The organism is Pseudomonas tructae, from assembly GCF_004214895.1.
Taxonomy (GTDB): domain Bacteria; phylum Pseudomonadota; class Gammaproteobacteria; order Pseudomonadales; family Pseudomonadaceae; genus Aquipseudomonas; species Aquipseudomonas tructae.
In genome coordinates this window covers 3,406,426-3,422,016 of sequence record NZ_CP035952.1, presented here as the reverse complement: position 1 = coordinate 3,422,016, position 15,591 = coordinate 3,406,426, and the positions used below count along the sequence as shown (strand labels likewise).

Below are 15,591 nucleotides of genomic sequence, written 5' to 3'. Positions count from 1 at the left end.
ACCGCGGCATGCTCAAGGCCTTGTGCCAAAGCCTGTGCTTGAGTCTGCCACTGGTGGCAAGCGCCCAGGCTGCGTCAGTGGTATTTCTCAACCCGGGCTATTCCGACGAGACCTTCTGGGTCGATTACTCGCGGTTCATGCAGGCCGCAGCCCAGGGCCTGGGCATGCAACTGACCGTCAAGTACAGCGAGCGGCGCAGTGACCTGGCCCTGACCCAGGCGCGGCAAGTCCTCAGTGGCCCCGAGCGTCCGGACTACCTGGTGCTGGTCAACGAGCAGTATGTGGCGCCGCAGATCATCCACCTGTCGCAAGGCAGCGGGGTCAAGCTGTTTCTGGTCAACAACGGCCTGACCCCGAGCCAGACCGAGTTGATCCAGGGCCATCCGCAAAAGTACCCGCCGTTGCTCGGCACCCTGACCAGCAACGACGAGCAGGCCGGTTACCAGATGCTCAAGCAGTTGCTTGTGCAGTTGCCGGCGTCGGCGAGCGGTCAGCCGGTCGAGTTGCTGGCATTTTCCGGCATCAGTACCACCCCGGCGGCGCGCTTGCGTGAGCAGGGCATGCGCCGGGCCCTGGCCGAGCATCCGCAGGTGCGCTTGCGCCAGGTGGTGTATGGCGGCTGGCGCCGGGACCGGGCCTACGAGCAGGCCCGGCAGTTGTTGCAGCGGTATCGTCACATCCGCCTGGTCTGGTCCGCCAATGATGAAATGGCTTTCGGCGCCATGCAGGCGTTTGCCGAAGCCGGCTACGTGCCGGGGCAGGATGTCCTGTTCAGTGCGGTCAACAGTTCACCAGAGGCCTTGAAAGCTCGGGTTGAAGGGCGCTTGAGCGTTTTGATGGGGGGGCATTTCAGTCTGGGTGGCTGGGCCATGGTGCTGTTGCATGACGATGCGATGAAGCTGCCGTTCAGCGCCGATGGCCGCCGCGATTTCCAGGCGCCGGTGTTGCAACTGATCGATCCTGCCAAGGCGCAGCGCTGGCTCAGGTTGCAGGCCGTGCCGGGCTATGGCATGGACTTTCACCGTTTCAGCGCCCAGGGCAAGCGCGGCGGCTACCAGTACCCATTTCTGCAGGCGCCTGTGGACTACTGAGTTAACTATCTACTGCCTGCTGGGCAGGGAAGGCTGGTGTTCTAGCGCTTTCTCATCCGCAGGTACCCCCGTATGAAAACAGCATTGAGCCCGAGCGATCATGTTGATGCACTGATTGCCCGGCAGTTGCCTTCCTGGCTTGTGCAGGCCAGCCCCGATCGACTGACGCTTTTCCACGACAGCCTGCGGCGCCAGCAACGCGACCGCCATGCCCTGGCTCCGCTGCTTGCAGCCATCACGCCGCTGGACAGCTTTGCCGCGCCGTTGTTGGCCCAGGCGCTGTTCACTGCCACCGGACGGCAGTTGGACGTACAACGTGCCACCATCGAGGTGGTCTGGCGAACGCGGGTCAATACCGGCCTGCAGTTCATCCAGGAGGCCACCCACAGCTTCACCCAGAGCCTGCTGGCGGCGGCCTTGCACAATTTTGACGACAGTGAAGTCCAGGCCGGCAGCTTTACCGATCAGAGCCACTTGTATGATGAGTCCGGCGTGCGCCTGGAGCTTGCCCCCAGTGCATTTGCCCAGCTCTGTCGCACGCTGGACCTTGGCCAGCAGTATCAGAACCTGGTTGCCGCGCAACTGAGCGCCAAGCCGGCCAAGGCGCAGGCCCAGGGCTTGTTCGAAGCGTCGTTGCGCTCAGACATGGCCGTGGCTGTGCGGATGGCACGGCTCAAGGATGAAATCGACGAAGACAGTTACTTTCAACTGTTGCCGGTCATATCGCCGGCGCTAGTGCCCAGTGACCGCAGGCCGGTTGTGTTTCAGCAACTGCGCCTGTTGGGCAAACAGATCATCGGCAGCGCGATTGCCGAGGTGCGCGCCGACAGCTCGCCTGGCGCAGCCGTGGCAGGGGTGATCAGCTATTTGCCTGGCGATCCTGGCGGTGCGGTGCGGCGTTTCGCCGACTGGCCGGCCTTTTACCAAGCGCTGGGTCGGCGCTTTCGCCAGCCTGGCTATCTGGCTTACTTTCAGCGCTTTATCGCTGAACGGGACCGTGTCGAGTTCAGTGCCAAGGTCAAACGTCTGCTGGCTGGCGGGGGTGCGGATGGCCCGATAGAGCTGGATGGGCGCAATGCTGTACTGGGGCAGGTGTTGATCGCCAACCTGGGCACCTCGCGGATCAACAAGATCATCGATGACGCCAGCGTCCTGGCCATCTCTACCGCCCAGGCCGATCGCACGGCCCGGGCGGCACGCTTGAAAGGCTATGAACAGATTGGCGTCGACCTGCTCAACCTGGCGGCATTTTTTTCCCCGGGCTTGAACCTGGTCATGTTGGGCCTGGCCGCCCTGGAACTGGCCAATGACGTATACGAAGGCTACGAGGACTGGAAGCTGGGCGATCGTGAAGGCGCATTGGAACATCTGTTCAGTGTGGCTGAGACAGTGGCGTTTGCCGGCACCGTCGCTGTCGGCGGTGTGCTGGTTGGCAAACTGTTCAAGCGTTCGGGCTTTGTCGATGGCCTGCAGCCGATCCGACGTGCCGATGATCAGATGCGGCTGTGCGATCCAGGCCTCGCGGCCTATGCGTTTGATGATCCTGGCGGGGTGGAAGGGGAAATCGTCGAGCATCAGGGGCAGCATTCGCTACGGATGACGGATCGCCGCTATCGTGTGGAGCACGAAGCTGGTGCCTGGCGGATCTGCCATCCGCGTGCGGCGGGGCGCTACAAGCCGCAACTCACGCACAATGGCGAAGGCGGCTGGCGGCACCGGCTCGAGCAACCTCGCCGCTGGCAGGGGCAGGGCTTGCTGCTGCGCCGCTTCGGTCGCGAATGGCGCAAGGTACCGGATGCGCTGGCGCAAATCCTGTTGCGGATCACAGGCCTGGACGAAGCTCGGCTGCGCCAATTGCACCTGGAAAATGCGCCGGCACCCTCGCGCCTGGGCGATGCCCTGGATCGCTACCGCTTGCATGAGCAGATCAGTGCAGAACCGTTCGAGCAACGCTATGGGGCGTTGCAGGCAGAGGGCGATGCTGCCAGCCAGTTATTGCGTCGGCACTTTGCGGGGCTTTCGGGGCGCGCTGCGAACCATTTGGCAGGGTTGGCCGACAGCAGCGAACGTTCAGCGCTGAGCGCCGGCAAGGTGCCCCTGGCGCTGGCCGAGCAGGCCCGCTGGTTGCTGCGTGAAGGCCGACTGGACCGGGCGTGTGCCGGCTTTGAGCAAGCCGCGGCGGTCAATGATGACACCGTCAGGCTGGCGCTGGGGTTGATCGACAAGCTCGCGCCCTGGCCGCGCCAGGTTGTTGTGGAGGTGCGAGACACTTCCCTGGCAGATGCGATCATCGCGCGCCGGGGGGCGAAGGGCGTGAGTGCAAGCAAGGGGTTGTCCAGGGGCGCGCAGGGCTACCTGGCGGTGGATGCCAGCGGCGAGGTCCTGTCGTCGGCACGTGCGGACAACAGCCTGTTCGAAGCTATGTTGCTGCTGCTGGACGACGGGCAAAAGACGGCGCTGGGTAACAGCACATTGACGGCCCGGGAGTTGGCACATGTGCTGGCCGTGGATGCAGCCGGGCAGCGTGAAACGAGCGCCGAGCTGATTGGCCTGGTACCTCTGCGCGGCGGCTTCCAGCCGCCCATGCGCTTGGCTGACGGTCGCCTGGGCTATCCGCTGGGCGGTGCGGGGGCATGGGAGCATGAATGGGTAAAGGATGCGGTGCGCAACAACTTTCCAGACTTCACCGAGGCAGAGGTCGATGAGTACATTGACAAGCTGGTGCGCTCGGGCGTGGACGTCTGGACGCACCTCTTGCGTCAGCCGCAACTGGCGGCGCTCAGGCGTACTCTGCTGGACTGGGTACCCCAGGGCGAGGGTGCGGCACAGATTGCCAGTCGCCAGCGAGTGGCCGATGCGATGATAGAGGCGGTCGGCAGCGGGCTGCTCAGGTGGCGAGGGGGTTACGCGGTGGCTATCAGTGATGAGTCTGTCGGCAGCCTGCCGATGTTGCCACTGCATCAGGTGTTCGGTCATGTCACCTCGCTGAGTTTGCGCAACATGGGCCTGCGGGACGTGCCGGATACCTTTTTGTCCTGCTTCCCGAACGTGCGCAGGGTAGACCTCGGCGACAACCTGCTGACGGAGGTGCCTACCGATATCTGGCACCTGCCACACCTGAGCGAGGTCAATCTATCGGGCAATCTGCTCTCTGAAGAGAGTCAAGCCAAGTTGGCCGGTGCTTTTCCTGGTGATCTGGCACCGGTACAAGTACAACCTGCTGGCACTTCGCAGGAGCAAGCGCCACAACCTGGCCCCAGCCGGGCCACGGCCAGGGAAGCATGGTTGCAGCAGGTCGACCAGGCCCATCAGGGCCGACGCCAGGCGCAATGGGATAATGTGGCAGAGCAAGCCCATGCCGAGGACTTTGTTCAACTGCTGTCCGACCTGCGTGGCACTGAGGAGTATGCAGCGCGGCGCGCCTGGCTCGCTCGCCGGGTCTGGCGCATGGTCGAGAGCTGTGAGCAACATGCCCAGTTGCGTGCTGCGGTCTTCGATCTTGCCGCCCGCTGCCGAGGACGCGCCACGATTTCGCGTTTTGACTGGCTGGAAGTGCAGGTGCTGGCGACGGCGGCAGTCGGTGAGCGCCAGGGCGAGATTGCCGAAACCGAGCTGGTCCGACTCGGCCGGTCACTATTTCGCCTGGGGGAGCTGGACCGCATTGTCGAGCGCGACATCCTCGAGCGTGAGCAAGCAGGCCAGGCATTCAATGCCGCCGCCATACGCCAGGCGTATCGCACGCGCTTGGCTACGACCCTGGAATTGCCGGTTTCATTGATCGATGTGCCTGCGCAGGAGGTTGCCGAGGTAACCTCCTTGCAACTGGTCATTGCCCGTACCCAGGTCCTGGTTGCCGAGCAGGGCGAGCGTTTGGCCGCTTCGCTGAACGAGCGGCCGTTCTGGCGTGAGCATCTGCGCCGTACCTATCCTAGAGACCTGCAGCGCGTCGAGCACCAGGCCGCCCTGCAGCGCAAGACACTGGAGCAGCACTTGCACAGTGGCAGGATCAACCCTGTGGAGTTTGCCCGCGAACTGAACCGGCTGTACCAGCAACAGCACGCACAAACCCAGCAACTGATGTTGCGCCTGAGCCGAGAAGCCCTGACGCGTTACTTGGGGCGGTCGAAGCGGGGTTGAGGGTAAATCCCCACTTGAGGAATGGGCATTGCTGAACTTAACTGCTCAGGGTGCAGTGCATTCCCATAACCACTACAAGAGGCGATGCAATGGGAAACTCGACCAAAGCGGGTAAGAATGACAGCAGTGTCGATGCCTGGGCGATACTCTGTCTGATCATCCTGGTAGTTGTGACCGCCGTGTACTGGGTCAGCCACCAGTGACATCACGCGATGGGTAACCGTGAACCGCCCGCAGAAGGGATATCTGCGGGCGGACTGCATTTCAGCGGGCACTAAGGTGCATGGCCAGTTGCACCAGCCCGACCAGTACCAGAATGAAGATCAAGGTGAATACGGTGCCCAGCGCGATGAAATGGCTGGCCTTACCGTAGGTGAAGTCGCGGGCGCGGTTCTTGCCGCTCTGCACCCCGAACGCCGCCGCCAGAATGCTTTGCAGCATCTGCCAGAAGGTCGGGGGTTTGCCTTGGGCGGGTTCGTCCATGAGGGGCTCCTGAAAGGCACTGTAGCCTTGAGTGTATACCCTTTGTCAGAAACTGCCGGGGTTGAAGTTTCCTGCACGGAAAGTCAAAAAGTACGGCGTCGACTCAAGAACGAACAGGCTGACCGACAGGCTGAGGCTGCGATGTACTGTGCCCATCACCCAAGGAGCCTGGTCATGTACAAGATCGACTACAACAGCTATCGCGCCGTCAAGGGATTCAGCCGACGGGTGCGCACACTGGTCATCCATTACACCGCAGCCAATTTCGCCAGCTCCGTCGCCTCGCTCGCAGGCGCCGGCGAGGCCAGTGCCCACTACCTCATTCCCGACCCCACCGACAGCAGCTACCGTGCAGCAGGCTTCAATGAGCTGCGAGTCTTCAACCTGGTCGATGAACAGGAGCGCGCCTGGCACGCGGGGGAAAGTGCCTGGGCGAAACGTAGCAGTTTGAACGACACCTCGATTGGCATAGAAATCGTCAACCAGGCCAGGGACACCCCCACGGGGATCGTCTTCGCGCCGTACCATCCCGAACAGATCGATGCCGTCATTGCCCTGGCCCTGAGCATTATCCAGCGCTATCCGGACATGGGGCCTACGCAGATAGTCGGCCACGCAGACATTGCCCCAGGCCGCAAAAGTGACCCCGGCCCCGCGTTTCCTTGGCAAACCCTGTACAAGGCGGGTATCGGTGCCTGGTACGACGACAGTACCAAGGCGCGCTACCTTGCAACCTTCAGCCAGGACTTGCCAGCGCGCCAGGACGTCGTGGCGAAGCTGGAACAGTACGGCTATGACACGTGCCTTGCGTCAAGCGAAATGGGGCTGCGCAATCTGCTCAGGGCCTTGCAGATGCACTTTCGGCCATCCTCCTATGACGGAGTGCTGGACGCTGAAACGGCAGCGATCCTGTACGCACTGGTAGACAAGTACTGCTGATCCGGTGGGGGCGGGGCAAGTCGGACCGCCGCACCGCCGCTCCCACCCACTTTAGCTACTCCCCTCTCAGGGGGTCAGTTGTCATAGCCCAGGTTGGGCGCCAGCCAGCGTTCGCTCACGCTCAGGTCCTGGCCTTTGCGCTCGGTATAGCTCTGTACCTGGTCCTTGTCGACCTTACCCACGGCAAAGTACTGCGCCTGCGGGTGGGCGAAGTACCAGCCGCTGACCGCCGCCGCCGGGAACATGGCGAAGTGCTCGGTGAGGAACACGCCGCTGGGCCCGGTTTCGCCGATGGCTGTGCCATCGAGCAGGCGGAACAGGGTTTCTTTTTCGGTATGGTCCGGGCAGGCCGGGTACCCCGGGGCAGGGCGGATGCCCGAGTACTGCTCCTTGATCAGCGCCTCGTTGTCCAGGTGCTCGTCCTTGGCGTAACCCCAGTAGTCTTTGCGCACCTGCTCGTGCAGCCACTCGGCGCAAGCCTCAGCCAGACGGTCGGCGAGGGCCTTGACCATGATCGAGTTGTAATCATCGCCCTTGTCCTGGTAGGCCTTGGCCACTTCCTCGGCGCCGATGCCGGCGGTGGTGATGAAGCCACCGACATAGTCTGTGATGCCAGTTTCCTTGGGCGCGACGAAGTCGGCCAGGGAGAAGTTCGGCTTGTTGTCCGGCTTGATGGTCTGCTGGCGCAGGTGGTGCAGTTGCGCCAGCGGCTGGCCGTCGGCGCCATAGACGTCGATGTCATCATGGTTGACCTGGTTGGCCGGCCAGAAGCCGAACACCGCGCGGGCGCTGATCAGCTTCTCGTCGATCAGCTTGGCGAGCATTTCCTGCGCGTCCTTGAACAGCGCAGTGGCCGCTTCGCCGACCACTTCGTCGGTGAGGATGCGCGGGTACTTGCCGGCCAGGTCCCAGGAGATGAAGAACGGCGTCCAGTCGATGTACTGGGCCAGTACCTTAAGGTCGATGTCTTCCAGCACTTTGACGCCGGTGAAGCCTGGCACCACCGGCTGATAACCGGCCCAGTCGTACTGCGGCTTGGCGGCAATCGCCTGGGCGTAGCTCAGGCGTTCGGTGCGGGCGCTGCGGTTGGCGGTGCGCTCGCGTACTTCGATGTAGTCCAGGCGGGTTTTTTCGACGAATCCGGGCTTGAGTTCCTTGGACAGCAACTGGGTGGCGACTCCCACCGCACGCGAGGCGTCGGTGACGTAGATCACCGCATCGTTGCTGTACTTGGGCTCGATCTTCACCGCCGTGTGGGCCTTGGAGGTGGTGGCGCCGCCGATCATCAACGGCAGGTGGAAGTCCTGGCGCTGCATTTCGCGGGCCACATGGACCATCTCGTCCAGCGACGGGGTGATCAGCCCGGACAGGCCGATGATGTCGCACTTCTGTTCGCGGGCGGTCTGCAGGATCTTCTCGGCCGGCACCATGACGCCGAGGTCGACGATGTCATAACCGTTGCATCCGAGCACCACGCCGACGATGTTCTTGCCGATGTCGTGCACGTCACCCTTGACCGTGGCCATGAGGATCTTGCCCTTGGCTTCGGGCTTGTCGCCTTTTTCCAGTTCGATGAAGGGGATCAGGTGGGCCACCGCCTGCTTCATGACCCGCGCCGATTTCACCACCTGGGGCAGGAACATCTTGCCCGCGCCAAACAGGTCGCCGACCACGTTCATGCCGCTCATCAACGGGCCTTCGATGACCTCGATCGGGCGTGCGCACTGCTGGCGGCATTCTTCGGTGTCTTCGACGATAAAGGCCGTGATGCCCTTGACCAGCGCGTGTTCCAGGCGTTTGCCAACCGGCAGCGAGCGCCACTCTTCGTTCTCGACTTCCTTGACCGCGCCACCGCCTTTGTAATCGTCGGCGATCGCCAGCAGGGCGTCGGTGCCTTCGGGGGTGCGGTTGAGCACCACGTCCTCGACCTTCTCGCGCAGGGCTTGCGGGATCTCGTCGTAGATCTCCAGCTGGCCGGCGTTGACGATACCCATGGTCAGGCCATTCTGGATCGCGTGGTAGAGGAACACCGAGTGGATCGCCTCGCGCACCGGGTTGTTGCCGCGGAACGAGAATGACACGTTGGACACCCCGCCCGAGCTCAGGGCGTAGGGCAGGTGATCGCGGATGTAGGCGCAGGCTTCGATGAAGTCGACCGCGTAGTTGTTGTGCTCCTCGATGCCGGTGGCGACGGCGAAGATGTTCGGGTCGAAGATGATGTCTTCGGGCGGGAAGCCCACTTCATTGACCAGAATGTCGTAGCTGCGCTGACAGATCTCGCGCTTGCGCGCGGCGGTGTCGGCCTGGCCGACCTCGTCGAAGGCCATGACCACCACGGCGGCGCCGTAGCGCTTGCACAGCTTGGCGTGATGCTTGAAGGCCTCGACGCCTTCCTTCATCGAGATCGAGTTGACGATGCCCTTGCCCTGGATGCATTTGAGACCCGCTTCGATCACTTCCCACTTGGAGGAGTCGATCATGATCGGCACGCGAGAGATGTCCGGCTCACCGGCGATCAGGTTGAGGAACTTGACCATGGCCGCCTGGGAATCGAGCATCCCTTCGTCCATGTTGATGTCGATCACCTGGGCGCCGGCCTCGACCTGCTGCAGGGCGACTTCCAGGGCTTCGGTGTAGTTCTCTTCGCGGATCAGCCGGGCGAACTTGGCAGAACCGGTAATGTTGGTGCGCTCACCGACGTTGACGAACAACGAGTTGCGGTCAATGGTGAATGGCTCAAGGCCCGACAACCGGCAGGCCTTGGGAATGTCCGGGATGGCCCGTGGCGGGTACTTGGCTACTGCCTCGGCAATCGCCTGGATATGCCCCGGGGTGGTGCCACAGCAACCGCCGATGATGTTCAGAAAGCCGCTGGCCGCGAACTCTTCGACCACCGCGGCCATTTCGGCCGGAGTCTCGTCGTACTCACCGAAGGCGTTCGGCAGGCCGGCGTTGGGGTGCGCCGAGACATGGGTGCCGGCCTTGGTCGACAGTTCTTCGAGGTAAGGGCGCAGGTCCTTGGCACCCAGGGCGCAGTTCAGGCCCACCGAGATCGGCTTGGCATGGCGCACCGAGTTCCAGAAGGCTTCGGTGGTCTGCCCGGACAAGGTGCGGCCGGAGGCGTCGGTGATGGTCCCGGAAATCATGATCGGCAGTTCGACGCCGTCCTCCTCGAACACCTGCTGCACGGCGAAGATTGCCGCCTTGGCGTTGAGGGTGTCGAAGATGGTCTCGATCAGGATCAGGTCGGCGCCACCCTCGATCAGACCACGGGTGGCCTCGATGTAGTTTTCTACCAACAGATCGAAAGTGACGTTGCGGTAGCCTGGGTCATTGACGTCAGGGGAAATCGAGCAGGTGCGGCTGGTCGGGCCGAGCACGCCGGCGACGAAACGCGGCTTGTCCGGGGTCTCCAGGGTCTTGGCGTCGGCCACCTGGCGGGCAACCCGTGCGCCTTGCACGTTCAGCTCGTATGCCAGCGATTGCATGCCGTAGTCGGCCTGGGAAATCTGCGTGGCGTTGAAGGTGTTGGTTTCCAGAATGTCGGCGCCAGCGTCCAGGTAGGCTTTCTCGATCGCGGCAATGACGTCGGGACGCGACAGCAGCAACAGGTCGTTGTTGCCTTTGACATCGCTTGGCCAATCGGCGAAGCGCGTGCCACGATAGTCGTGTTCCTCGAGGCGGTAGCTTTGGATCATAGTACCCATGCCGCCATCGAGAATCAGAATGCGCTCTTTGAGTGCTTGCTGAAGTGCTTGGAAACGAGCGCTGCGGTCAGACATAGGACTACCTGGTCGGGCAAATACAAAAGTTGCGGAATAATAACAAAGCTGCGCGGTTTTTAGACGTGTTGAAGATTTACATGAATTTCATTCATGTTGGCACGCCGTCAGCACCGGTAGAATCGTGAAGCTATCAATACCCAGGACATTCGGCACATGGTGCATCGCTTACTTGCCGGCGCTTTCGCTCTGTTCATCAGCGGCGTGGCGTTGGGGCAAGCCCCTCAACAGAGCTCGGCTATTTCGTATACCCGGGACATCCAACCGATCTTTACCGAGAAATGCGTGGCCTGCCACGCCTGCAACGATGCGGCCTGCCAACTGAACCTGGGCAGTGCCGAGGGCGCCGCGCGCGGTGCTTCGAAAGTGCCGGTGTACCAGGGCGAGCGCAGTAAGGCGGTGGCGCCGACGCGGCTGTTTTACGACGCTAACAGCACCCAGGGCTGGCAGCACAAGGGCTTCTACTCGGTGCTCGACAACCAGGGCAGCCAGGCCGCGCTGATGGCGCGGATGCTCGAACTGGGGCACAAGACCCCGCTGACACCCAACGCCAAATTGCCAGAAGAGATCGTCCTGGGCCTGAACCGCAACAACCTGTGCCCGCTGCCTGGCGAGTTCGACGCCTATGCCGGCGCGCACCCCAAAGAGGGCATGCCACTGGCGGTCACCGGCCTCACCGATGCCCAGTACCAGACCCTGCAACGCTGGTTGGCCGCCGGGGCGCCGGTGGAGCACAACCCGATTCAGCCCAGCGCCAGGGAGGCGGCGCAGATCGCCGATTGGGAAGCGCTGCTCAACCGTCCGGGCTCGACCGAAGCGCTGGTGGGCCGTTGGCTGTACGAACACCTGTTCCTCGCCCACATTCATTTTGTCGGCGGCGAGCAGGGGCACTTCTTTCAGTGGGTGCGTTCGCGCACGCCAAGCGGCCAGCCGATCGACCTGATCGCCACGCGCCGGCCCAACGACCCGCCAGGTACCGACTTCTATTACCGGCTGATGCCGGTGCAGGGCGTGATCGTGCATAAAACCCACATCACCTACCCGATGGGCCCGCAGAAGCTCAAGCGCGTCAAGCAGCTGTTCTATAGCGGCGACTGGCACGCCAATGCATTGCCCGGCTACGGCCCGCGCCACCGAGCCAACCCCTTCGAGACCTTCGAAGCGATCCCCGCGCTGGCCCGTTACCAGTTCATGCTCGATAACGCCGAATACTTCGTGCGCACCTTCATCCGTGGCCCGGTGTGCCGTGGCCAGATCGCCACTGACGTGATCCGCGACAACTTCTGGACGCTGTTCCAGGAACCGGCCCACGACCGCTACCTGACCGATGCCGAGTACCGCGGCCAGGCCACGCCGTTGCTGGCCATGCCCGGGCAGATCGACGACGTCGGCAGCATCCTGAGCCTCTGGCATGCCTACCGCGACAAGCGCAACGAATACGAAAAACTGCGTCGCGATGCCTACGCCGAAGTCCCGCCGCCGAGCTGGTCGACCCTCTGGGCCGGCAACGACAACGCGCTGCTGACCATCTTCCGCCACTTCGACAGCGCCTCGGTGACCAAGGGCCTGATTGGCGATGTGCCCAAGACCCTGTGGCTGTTCGACTATCCCCTGTTCGAACGCACCTACTACCAGCTGGCGGTCAACTTCGACGTTTACGGCAACGTTTCGCACCAGGCGCAGACGCGGTTGTACTTCGACCTGATCCGCAACGGCGCCGAGGTCAACTTCCTGCGCCTGATGCCGGCCGATGCCCGTGGTGCAATCCTCAGCGACTGGTACCAGAACAGTGGCAAGGTGAAGATGTGGATGGACTACGAGGACATCGACACCGACACCCCGAGTGCGTTGAAGCTGGACCCACGCGACCCCAAGCGTGATTTTGGCCTCAAGCTGATCCAGCGCACCGGCAGCCTCAATGCCGCGCCAGACCCGATCAACCGCTGCCAGGGTGCCTTTTGCTCTCGGCCGCAGATGAGCGAGGAGTTCCGGGACGTCGAGCAGTCGCTCAGCCGCCTGGTCTCGCGCCCGGCCGCAGGCCTGAAAGTGATCGGCCAACTGCCCGAAGCAACCTTGCTGCGCATCGAAGGGCAGGGCGGCCAGCGCCAGGTCTACAGCCTGCTGCGCAACCGCGCCCACAGCAACGTTGCCTTCATGCTCGGCGAGGCCTATCGCTACCAGCCGGGCCTGGACACCCTGACCCTGGTACCGGGGGTGCTCAGCAGCTACCCCAACTTCATGTTCAACGTGCCGGCCAGCGATGTGCCGGAGTTCGTCGAAGACCTGGAAGCGGCCCGTGACGACACGGTGAAATTCGAGCGCATCGTCATGCGTTGGGGTGTGCGCCGTAGCCACCCACAGTTCTGGCAGTACTTCCACGACCTCAACAGCTACATCAAGGAGACCGAGCCGCTGGAGTCGGGAGTGCTCGACATGAACCGCTACGAGAACCTTTGAGAAACTATCTTGACAAAAACACTAGGACTTTGTTCGGCGGCCAGGTTGGCGTAAACTGCCGGCAAGTCTGTGAGGAACTTCCATGAGCGCCATAACTATTACCGACGCCGCGCATGATTACCTGGCCGATCTGCTGGAAAAGCAGAACACCCCGGGTATTGGCATTCGCATTTTCATTACCCAGCCGGGCACCACCTACGCTGAAACCTGCATCGCCTATTGCAAGCCGGGCGAAGAGAAGCCGGAAGACGAAGCGGTGGGCCTGAAATCCTTCACCGCCTACCTCGATGCGGTCAGCGTGCCGTTTCTCGAGGACGCTGTGGTCGACTACGCCACCGACCGCATGGGCGGCCAGTTGACCATCAAGGCGCCCAACGCCAAGGTGCCGATGGTCAATGAAGACAGCCCGATCAACGAGCGCATCAACTACTACCTGCAAACCGAGATCAACCCGGGGCTGGCCAGCCACGGCGGCCAGGTCAGCCTGATCGAAGTGGTCGAGGACGGCATCGCCGTGCTGCAGTTCGGTGGCGGCTGCCAGGGCTGCGGCCAGGCCGACGTGACCTTGAGGGAAGGTATCGAGCGGACCTTGCTCGAGCGTATCCCGGAGCTCAAGGGTGTGCGTGACGTGACTGACCACAGTCAGAAAGAAAACGCCTACTACTAAAGTCAGGCTTCAATCCCGCTCCTGCAAACCCACCGTAGGAGCGGGCTTGCCCCGCGATAATCTTCTGCGCACACTCAAGCCGAGCGCCAGGGCGCACCCTGGGCGAAACGCGCCTCGATCCACTGCTTGAAGGCCATGGTCGCCGCGCTGTTGTAACGGGCCCCAGGGCGGACGAAGTAAATACCGGCCTCGGCATCCAGTTGCCAGTTGGGCAGCACCCGCACCAGGCGACCGTTGTCCAGGTCCTGCTGCATCAACCAATCCCCACCCGCCAGAATTCCCACCCCGGCGCAGGCGGCGCCAAGCAGTGCCTCATTGTCGTTGCTGACCAGCGAACCCTGTACTTTGACCGAGTGCTGCCGGCCTTCGCTGGCCAGGTGCCATTGCGGGTAGGAGCGTAGCCCGGTGAAGCCCAGGCAGTTGTGGTTGGCAAGCTCGGCGGGAGTCTGCGGTTCGCCATGGCGTTGTAGATAGACGGGCGCTGCGCACAGGATGCGCCGATGCTCGCACAGCTTGCGCGCCACCAGGCGACTGTCGGCCAGCTCGCCAATGCGGATGGCGGCATCGAAGCCTTCGGCGACGATATCGACAAAGCGCTCGGCGTACTCGGCATGCAGCGATACCTGCGGATACGCCAGAGCGAACTCGGCGAGCATCGGGCTCAGCCACAAGCGTCCCATGGACGAGGGCAGGGCGATGCGCAGCCGGCCACGGACCTGGGTCGCCCCTTGGGCGGCTTCGCGCTCGGCCTCGCTGATCAGGCTCGCGGCCTGGCGCAGGTGCTCCACCAGCCGTGCGCCTTCGTCGGTAAAGCGCAATTGACGGGTGGTGCGCTCGACCAGGCGAATCCCTAAACGCTGCTCCAGCGTCCCCAGGCGTTTGGACAGCACCGAGGGGTGGCGCTGCAGCAGGCGCCCGGCAGCGGCAAACGAACCGTGTTCGAACAACACCAGCAAGGTGGCAAATTCATCGGTCTTGCGACTGTCGAACGGGTCCATGGGGTTACCTCGGTGGGTCAGGGCGTCAGGATGATCGCGCCCTGTGAGTGTCCTGACTGCAGGTCTTGATGCGCCACAGCGGCATCGGCCAGCGCATAGCGCTGCCAGATTGCGGGGCGGATGATACCTGCCGCCACCGCCCGCAGCACCTCCTGGGCGCGGTGCTGGTACTCGGCAACGCTGGCCGTGTGCGCGGCCAGGGACGGGCGGGTGACAAACAGCGAGCCCTTGGCGTTGAGGGTGCCCAGCTCAATGGCGGGCGGTGCGCCCGAGGCCATGCCGCAGGACACCAGCAGGCCGCGTGGTCGCAGGCTATCGAGCGAGGCCGCAAAGGACAGCCGGCCAATCGGGTCGTAGACCACATCGACCTTCTGCCCTTGGGTCGCCTCCAGGACCTGCGCGGCCAGGGTGGCGGCATCGAACACCAGCACCTCGTCGCAGCCAGCGGCCCGGGCGCGGGCGACGCTTTGCGGCTTCGACACCACGCCGACGACAAACGCCCCCAGGTGCTTGGCCCAGGGCACCATCAACTGCCCCAAGGCACCGGCGGCGCCGTAGATCATCACACGGGTGCCGGGGCCGACCGGGTAAGTGCTGTGCAGCAGGTACTGGGCGGTGATGCCCTTGAACAGCAGCGCTGCGGCGGCGTCCAGGCCGAGGTTGTCCGGCAGTTTGACCAGGCGCTCGGCGGGGTACAGCCGGGCGCTGGCGTAGGCGCCCAGCGGGCCGGTGGCATAGCCGACGCGGTCACCGAGCTTGACCCCGGTGACCCCCGCGCCGATCGCCGCCACGGTGCCAGCGCCTTCCAGGCCAAGGCCCGAGGGCAAGGGGATTGGCACATCGCCCTTGCGCTGGCTGACGTCCAGCGGGTTCACGCCGATCGCCGCCTGGTCGAGCCAGACCTCGCCGGGACCGGGGGCTTGCGCGGTGGTCGGTTGGCAGTGCAAGACCTGCGGAGCGCCGGTGTGTTGAAGGCGGATGTGCATGACCATGATCGGGTTCCTGGAGTGCAGTTGGGGTGTGATCGAGGATAGGTA

Annotated in this window: 9 protein-coding genes; 5 read left to right on the top strand and 4 right to left on the bottom strand. The window is 63.3% G+C overall.

Annotated elements, in window-relative coordinates; genetic code table 11:
* Positions 1-8 precede the first annotated feature (8 nt).
* Both EXN22_RS15385 and EXN22_RS15380 read left to right on the top strand, forming a co-directional pair.
* Positions 9-1,091 (top strand): ABC transporter substrate-binding protein, encoded by a 1,083-nt coding sequence (locus tag EXN22_RS15385; RefSeq protein WP_130264870.1) that lies wholly within the window; start codon positions 9-11, stop codon positions 1,089-1,091.
* Positions 1,092-1,163: 72 nt separating this feature from the next.
* Positions 1,164-5,228 (top strand): NEL-type E3 ubiquitin ligase domain-containing protein, encoded by a 4,065-nt coding sequence (locus EXN22_RS15380; RefSeq protein WP_130264869.1) that lies wholly within the window; start codon positions 1,164-1,166, stop codon positions 5,226-5,228.
* A gap of 264 nt (positions 5,229-5,492) precedes the next feature.
* On the opposite strand, the gene EXN22_RS15375 is transcribed toward EXN22_RS15380, so the two are convergent.
* Positions 5,493-5,711, bottom strand: coding sequence for a DUF2970 domain-containing protein (locus tag EXN22_RS15375; RefSeq protein WP_130264868.1), 219 nt, complete (start codon positions 5,709-5,711; stop codon positions 5,493-5,495).
* 174 nt (positions 5,712-5,885) lie between these two features.
* Between EXN22_RS15375 and EXN22_RS15370 the strand changes: the two genes are divergently transcribed.
* Positions 5,886-6,650, top strand: a complete 765-nt coding sequence (locus tag EXN22_RS15370; protein ID WP_130264867.1) for an N-acetylmuramoyl-L-alanine amidase — start codon at positions 5,886-5,888, stop codon at positions 6,648-6,650.
* Positions 6,651-6,724: 74 nt separating this feature from the next.
* On the opposite strand, the gene metH is transcribed toward EXN22_RS15370, so the two are convergent.
* Complete coding sequence (gene metH / locus EXN22_RS15365) at positions 6,725-10,432, bottom strand: methionine synthase (protein WP_130264866.1); 3,708 nt, start codon at positions 10,430-10,432, stop codon at positions 6,725-6,727.
* 156 nt (positions 10,433-10,588) lie between these two features.
* Between metH and EXN22_RS15360 the strand changes: the two genes are divergently transcribed.
* Positions 10,589-12,889: a fatty acid cis/trans isomerase gene (locus tag EXN22_RS15360; RefSeq protein ID WP_130264865.1), complete on the top strand. Its 2,301-nt coding sequence runs from the start codon at positions 10,589-10,591 to the stop codon at positions 12,887-12,889.
* An 82-nt stretch (positions 12,890-12,971) separates the two neighbouring features.
* Positions 12,972-13,556 carry a Fe-S biogenesis protein NfuA gene (nfuA, locus tag EXN22_RS15355; RefSeq protein WP_130264864.1) on the top strand — a complete coding sequence of 195 codons (585 nt, stop codon included), beginning with the start codon at positions 12,972-12,974 and terminating at the stop codon, positions 13,554-13,556.
* A gap of 74 nt (positions 13,557-13,630) precedes the next feature.
* On the opposite strand, the gene EXN22_RS15350 is transcribed toward nfuA, so the two are convergent.
* Positions 13,631-14,554 carry a LysR substrate-binding domain-containing protein gene (locus tag EXN22_RS15350; RefSeq protein ID WP_130264863.1) on the bottom strand — a complete coding sequence of 308 codons (924 nt, stop codon included), beginning with the start codon at positions 14,552-14,554 and terminating at the stop codon, positions 13,631-13,633.
* A 17-nt stretch (positions 14,555-14,571) separates the two neighbouring features.
* Positions 14,572-15,546, bottom strand: a complete 975-nt coding sequence (locus EXN22_RS15345; RefSeq protein ID WP_130264862.1) for a quinone oxidoreductase family protein — start codon at positions 15,544-15,546, stop codon at positions 14,572-14,574.
* Between the last annotated feature and the right edge of the window lie 45 nt (positions 15,547-15,591).

Excerpts from the sequence above, each read along its gene's own strand:
- nfuA (WP_130264864.1), top strand. The coding sequence starts at position 12,972 with ATGAGCGCCATAACTATTACCGACGCCGCGCATGATTACCTGGCCGAT.
- metH (WP_130264866.1), bottom strand. The coding sequence starts at position 10,432 with ATGTCTGACCGCAGCGCTCGTTTCCAAGCACTTCAGCAAGCACTCAAA.
- EXN22_RS15375 (WP_130264868.1), bottom strand. The coding sequence starts at position 5,711 with ATGGACGAACCCGCCCAAGGCAAACCCCCGACCTTCTGGCAGATGCTG.
- EXN22_RS15345 (WP_130264862.1), bottom strand. The coding sequence starts at position 15,546 with ATGGTCATGCACATCCGCCTTCAACACACCGGCGCTCCGCAGGTCTTG.
- EXN22_RS15380 (WP_130264869.1), top strand. The coding sequence starts at position 1,164 with ATGAAAACAGCATTGAGCCCGAGCGATCATGTTGATGCACTGATTGCC.
- EXN22_RS15385 (WP_130264870.1), top strand. The coding sequence starts at position 9 with ATGCTCAAGGCCTTGTGCCAAAGCCTGTGCTTGAGTCTGCCACTGGTG.
- EXN22_RS15370 (WP_130264867.1), top strand. The coding sequence starts at position 5,886 with ATGTACAAGATCGACTACAACAGCTATCGCGCCGTCAAGGGATTCAGC.
- EXN22_RS15350 (WP_130264863.1), bottom strand. The coding sequence starts at position 14,554 with ATGGACCCGTTCGACAGTCGCAAGACCGATGAATTTGCCACCTTGCTG.
- EXN22_RS15360 (WP_130264865.1), top strand. The coding sequence starts at position 10,589 with ATGGTGCATCGCTTACTTGCCGGCGCTTTCGCTCTGTTCATCAGCGGC.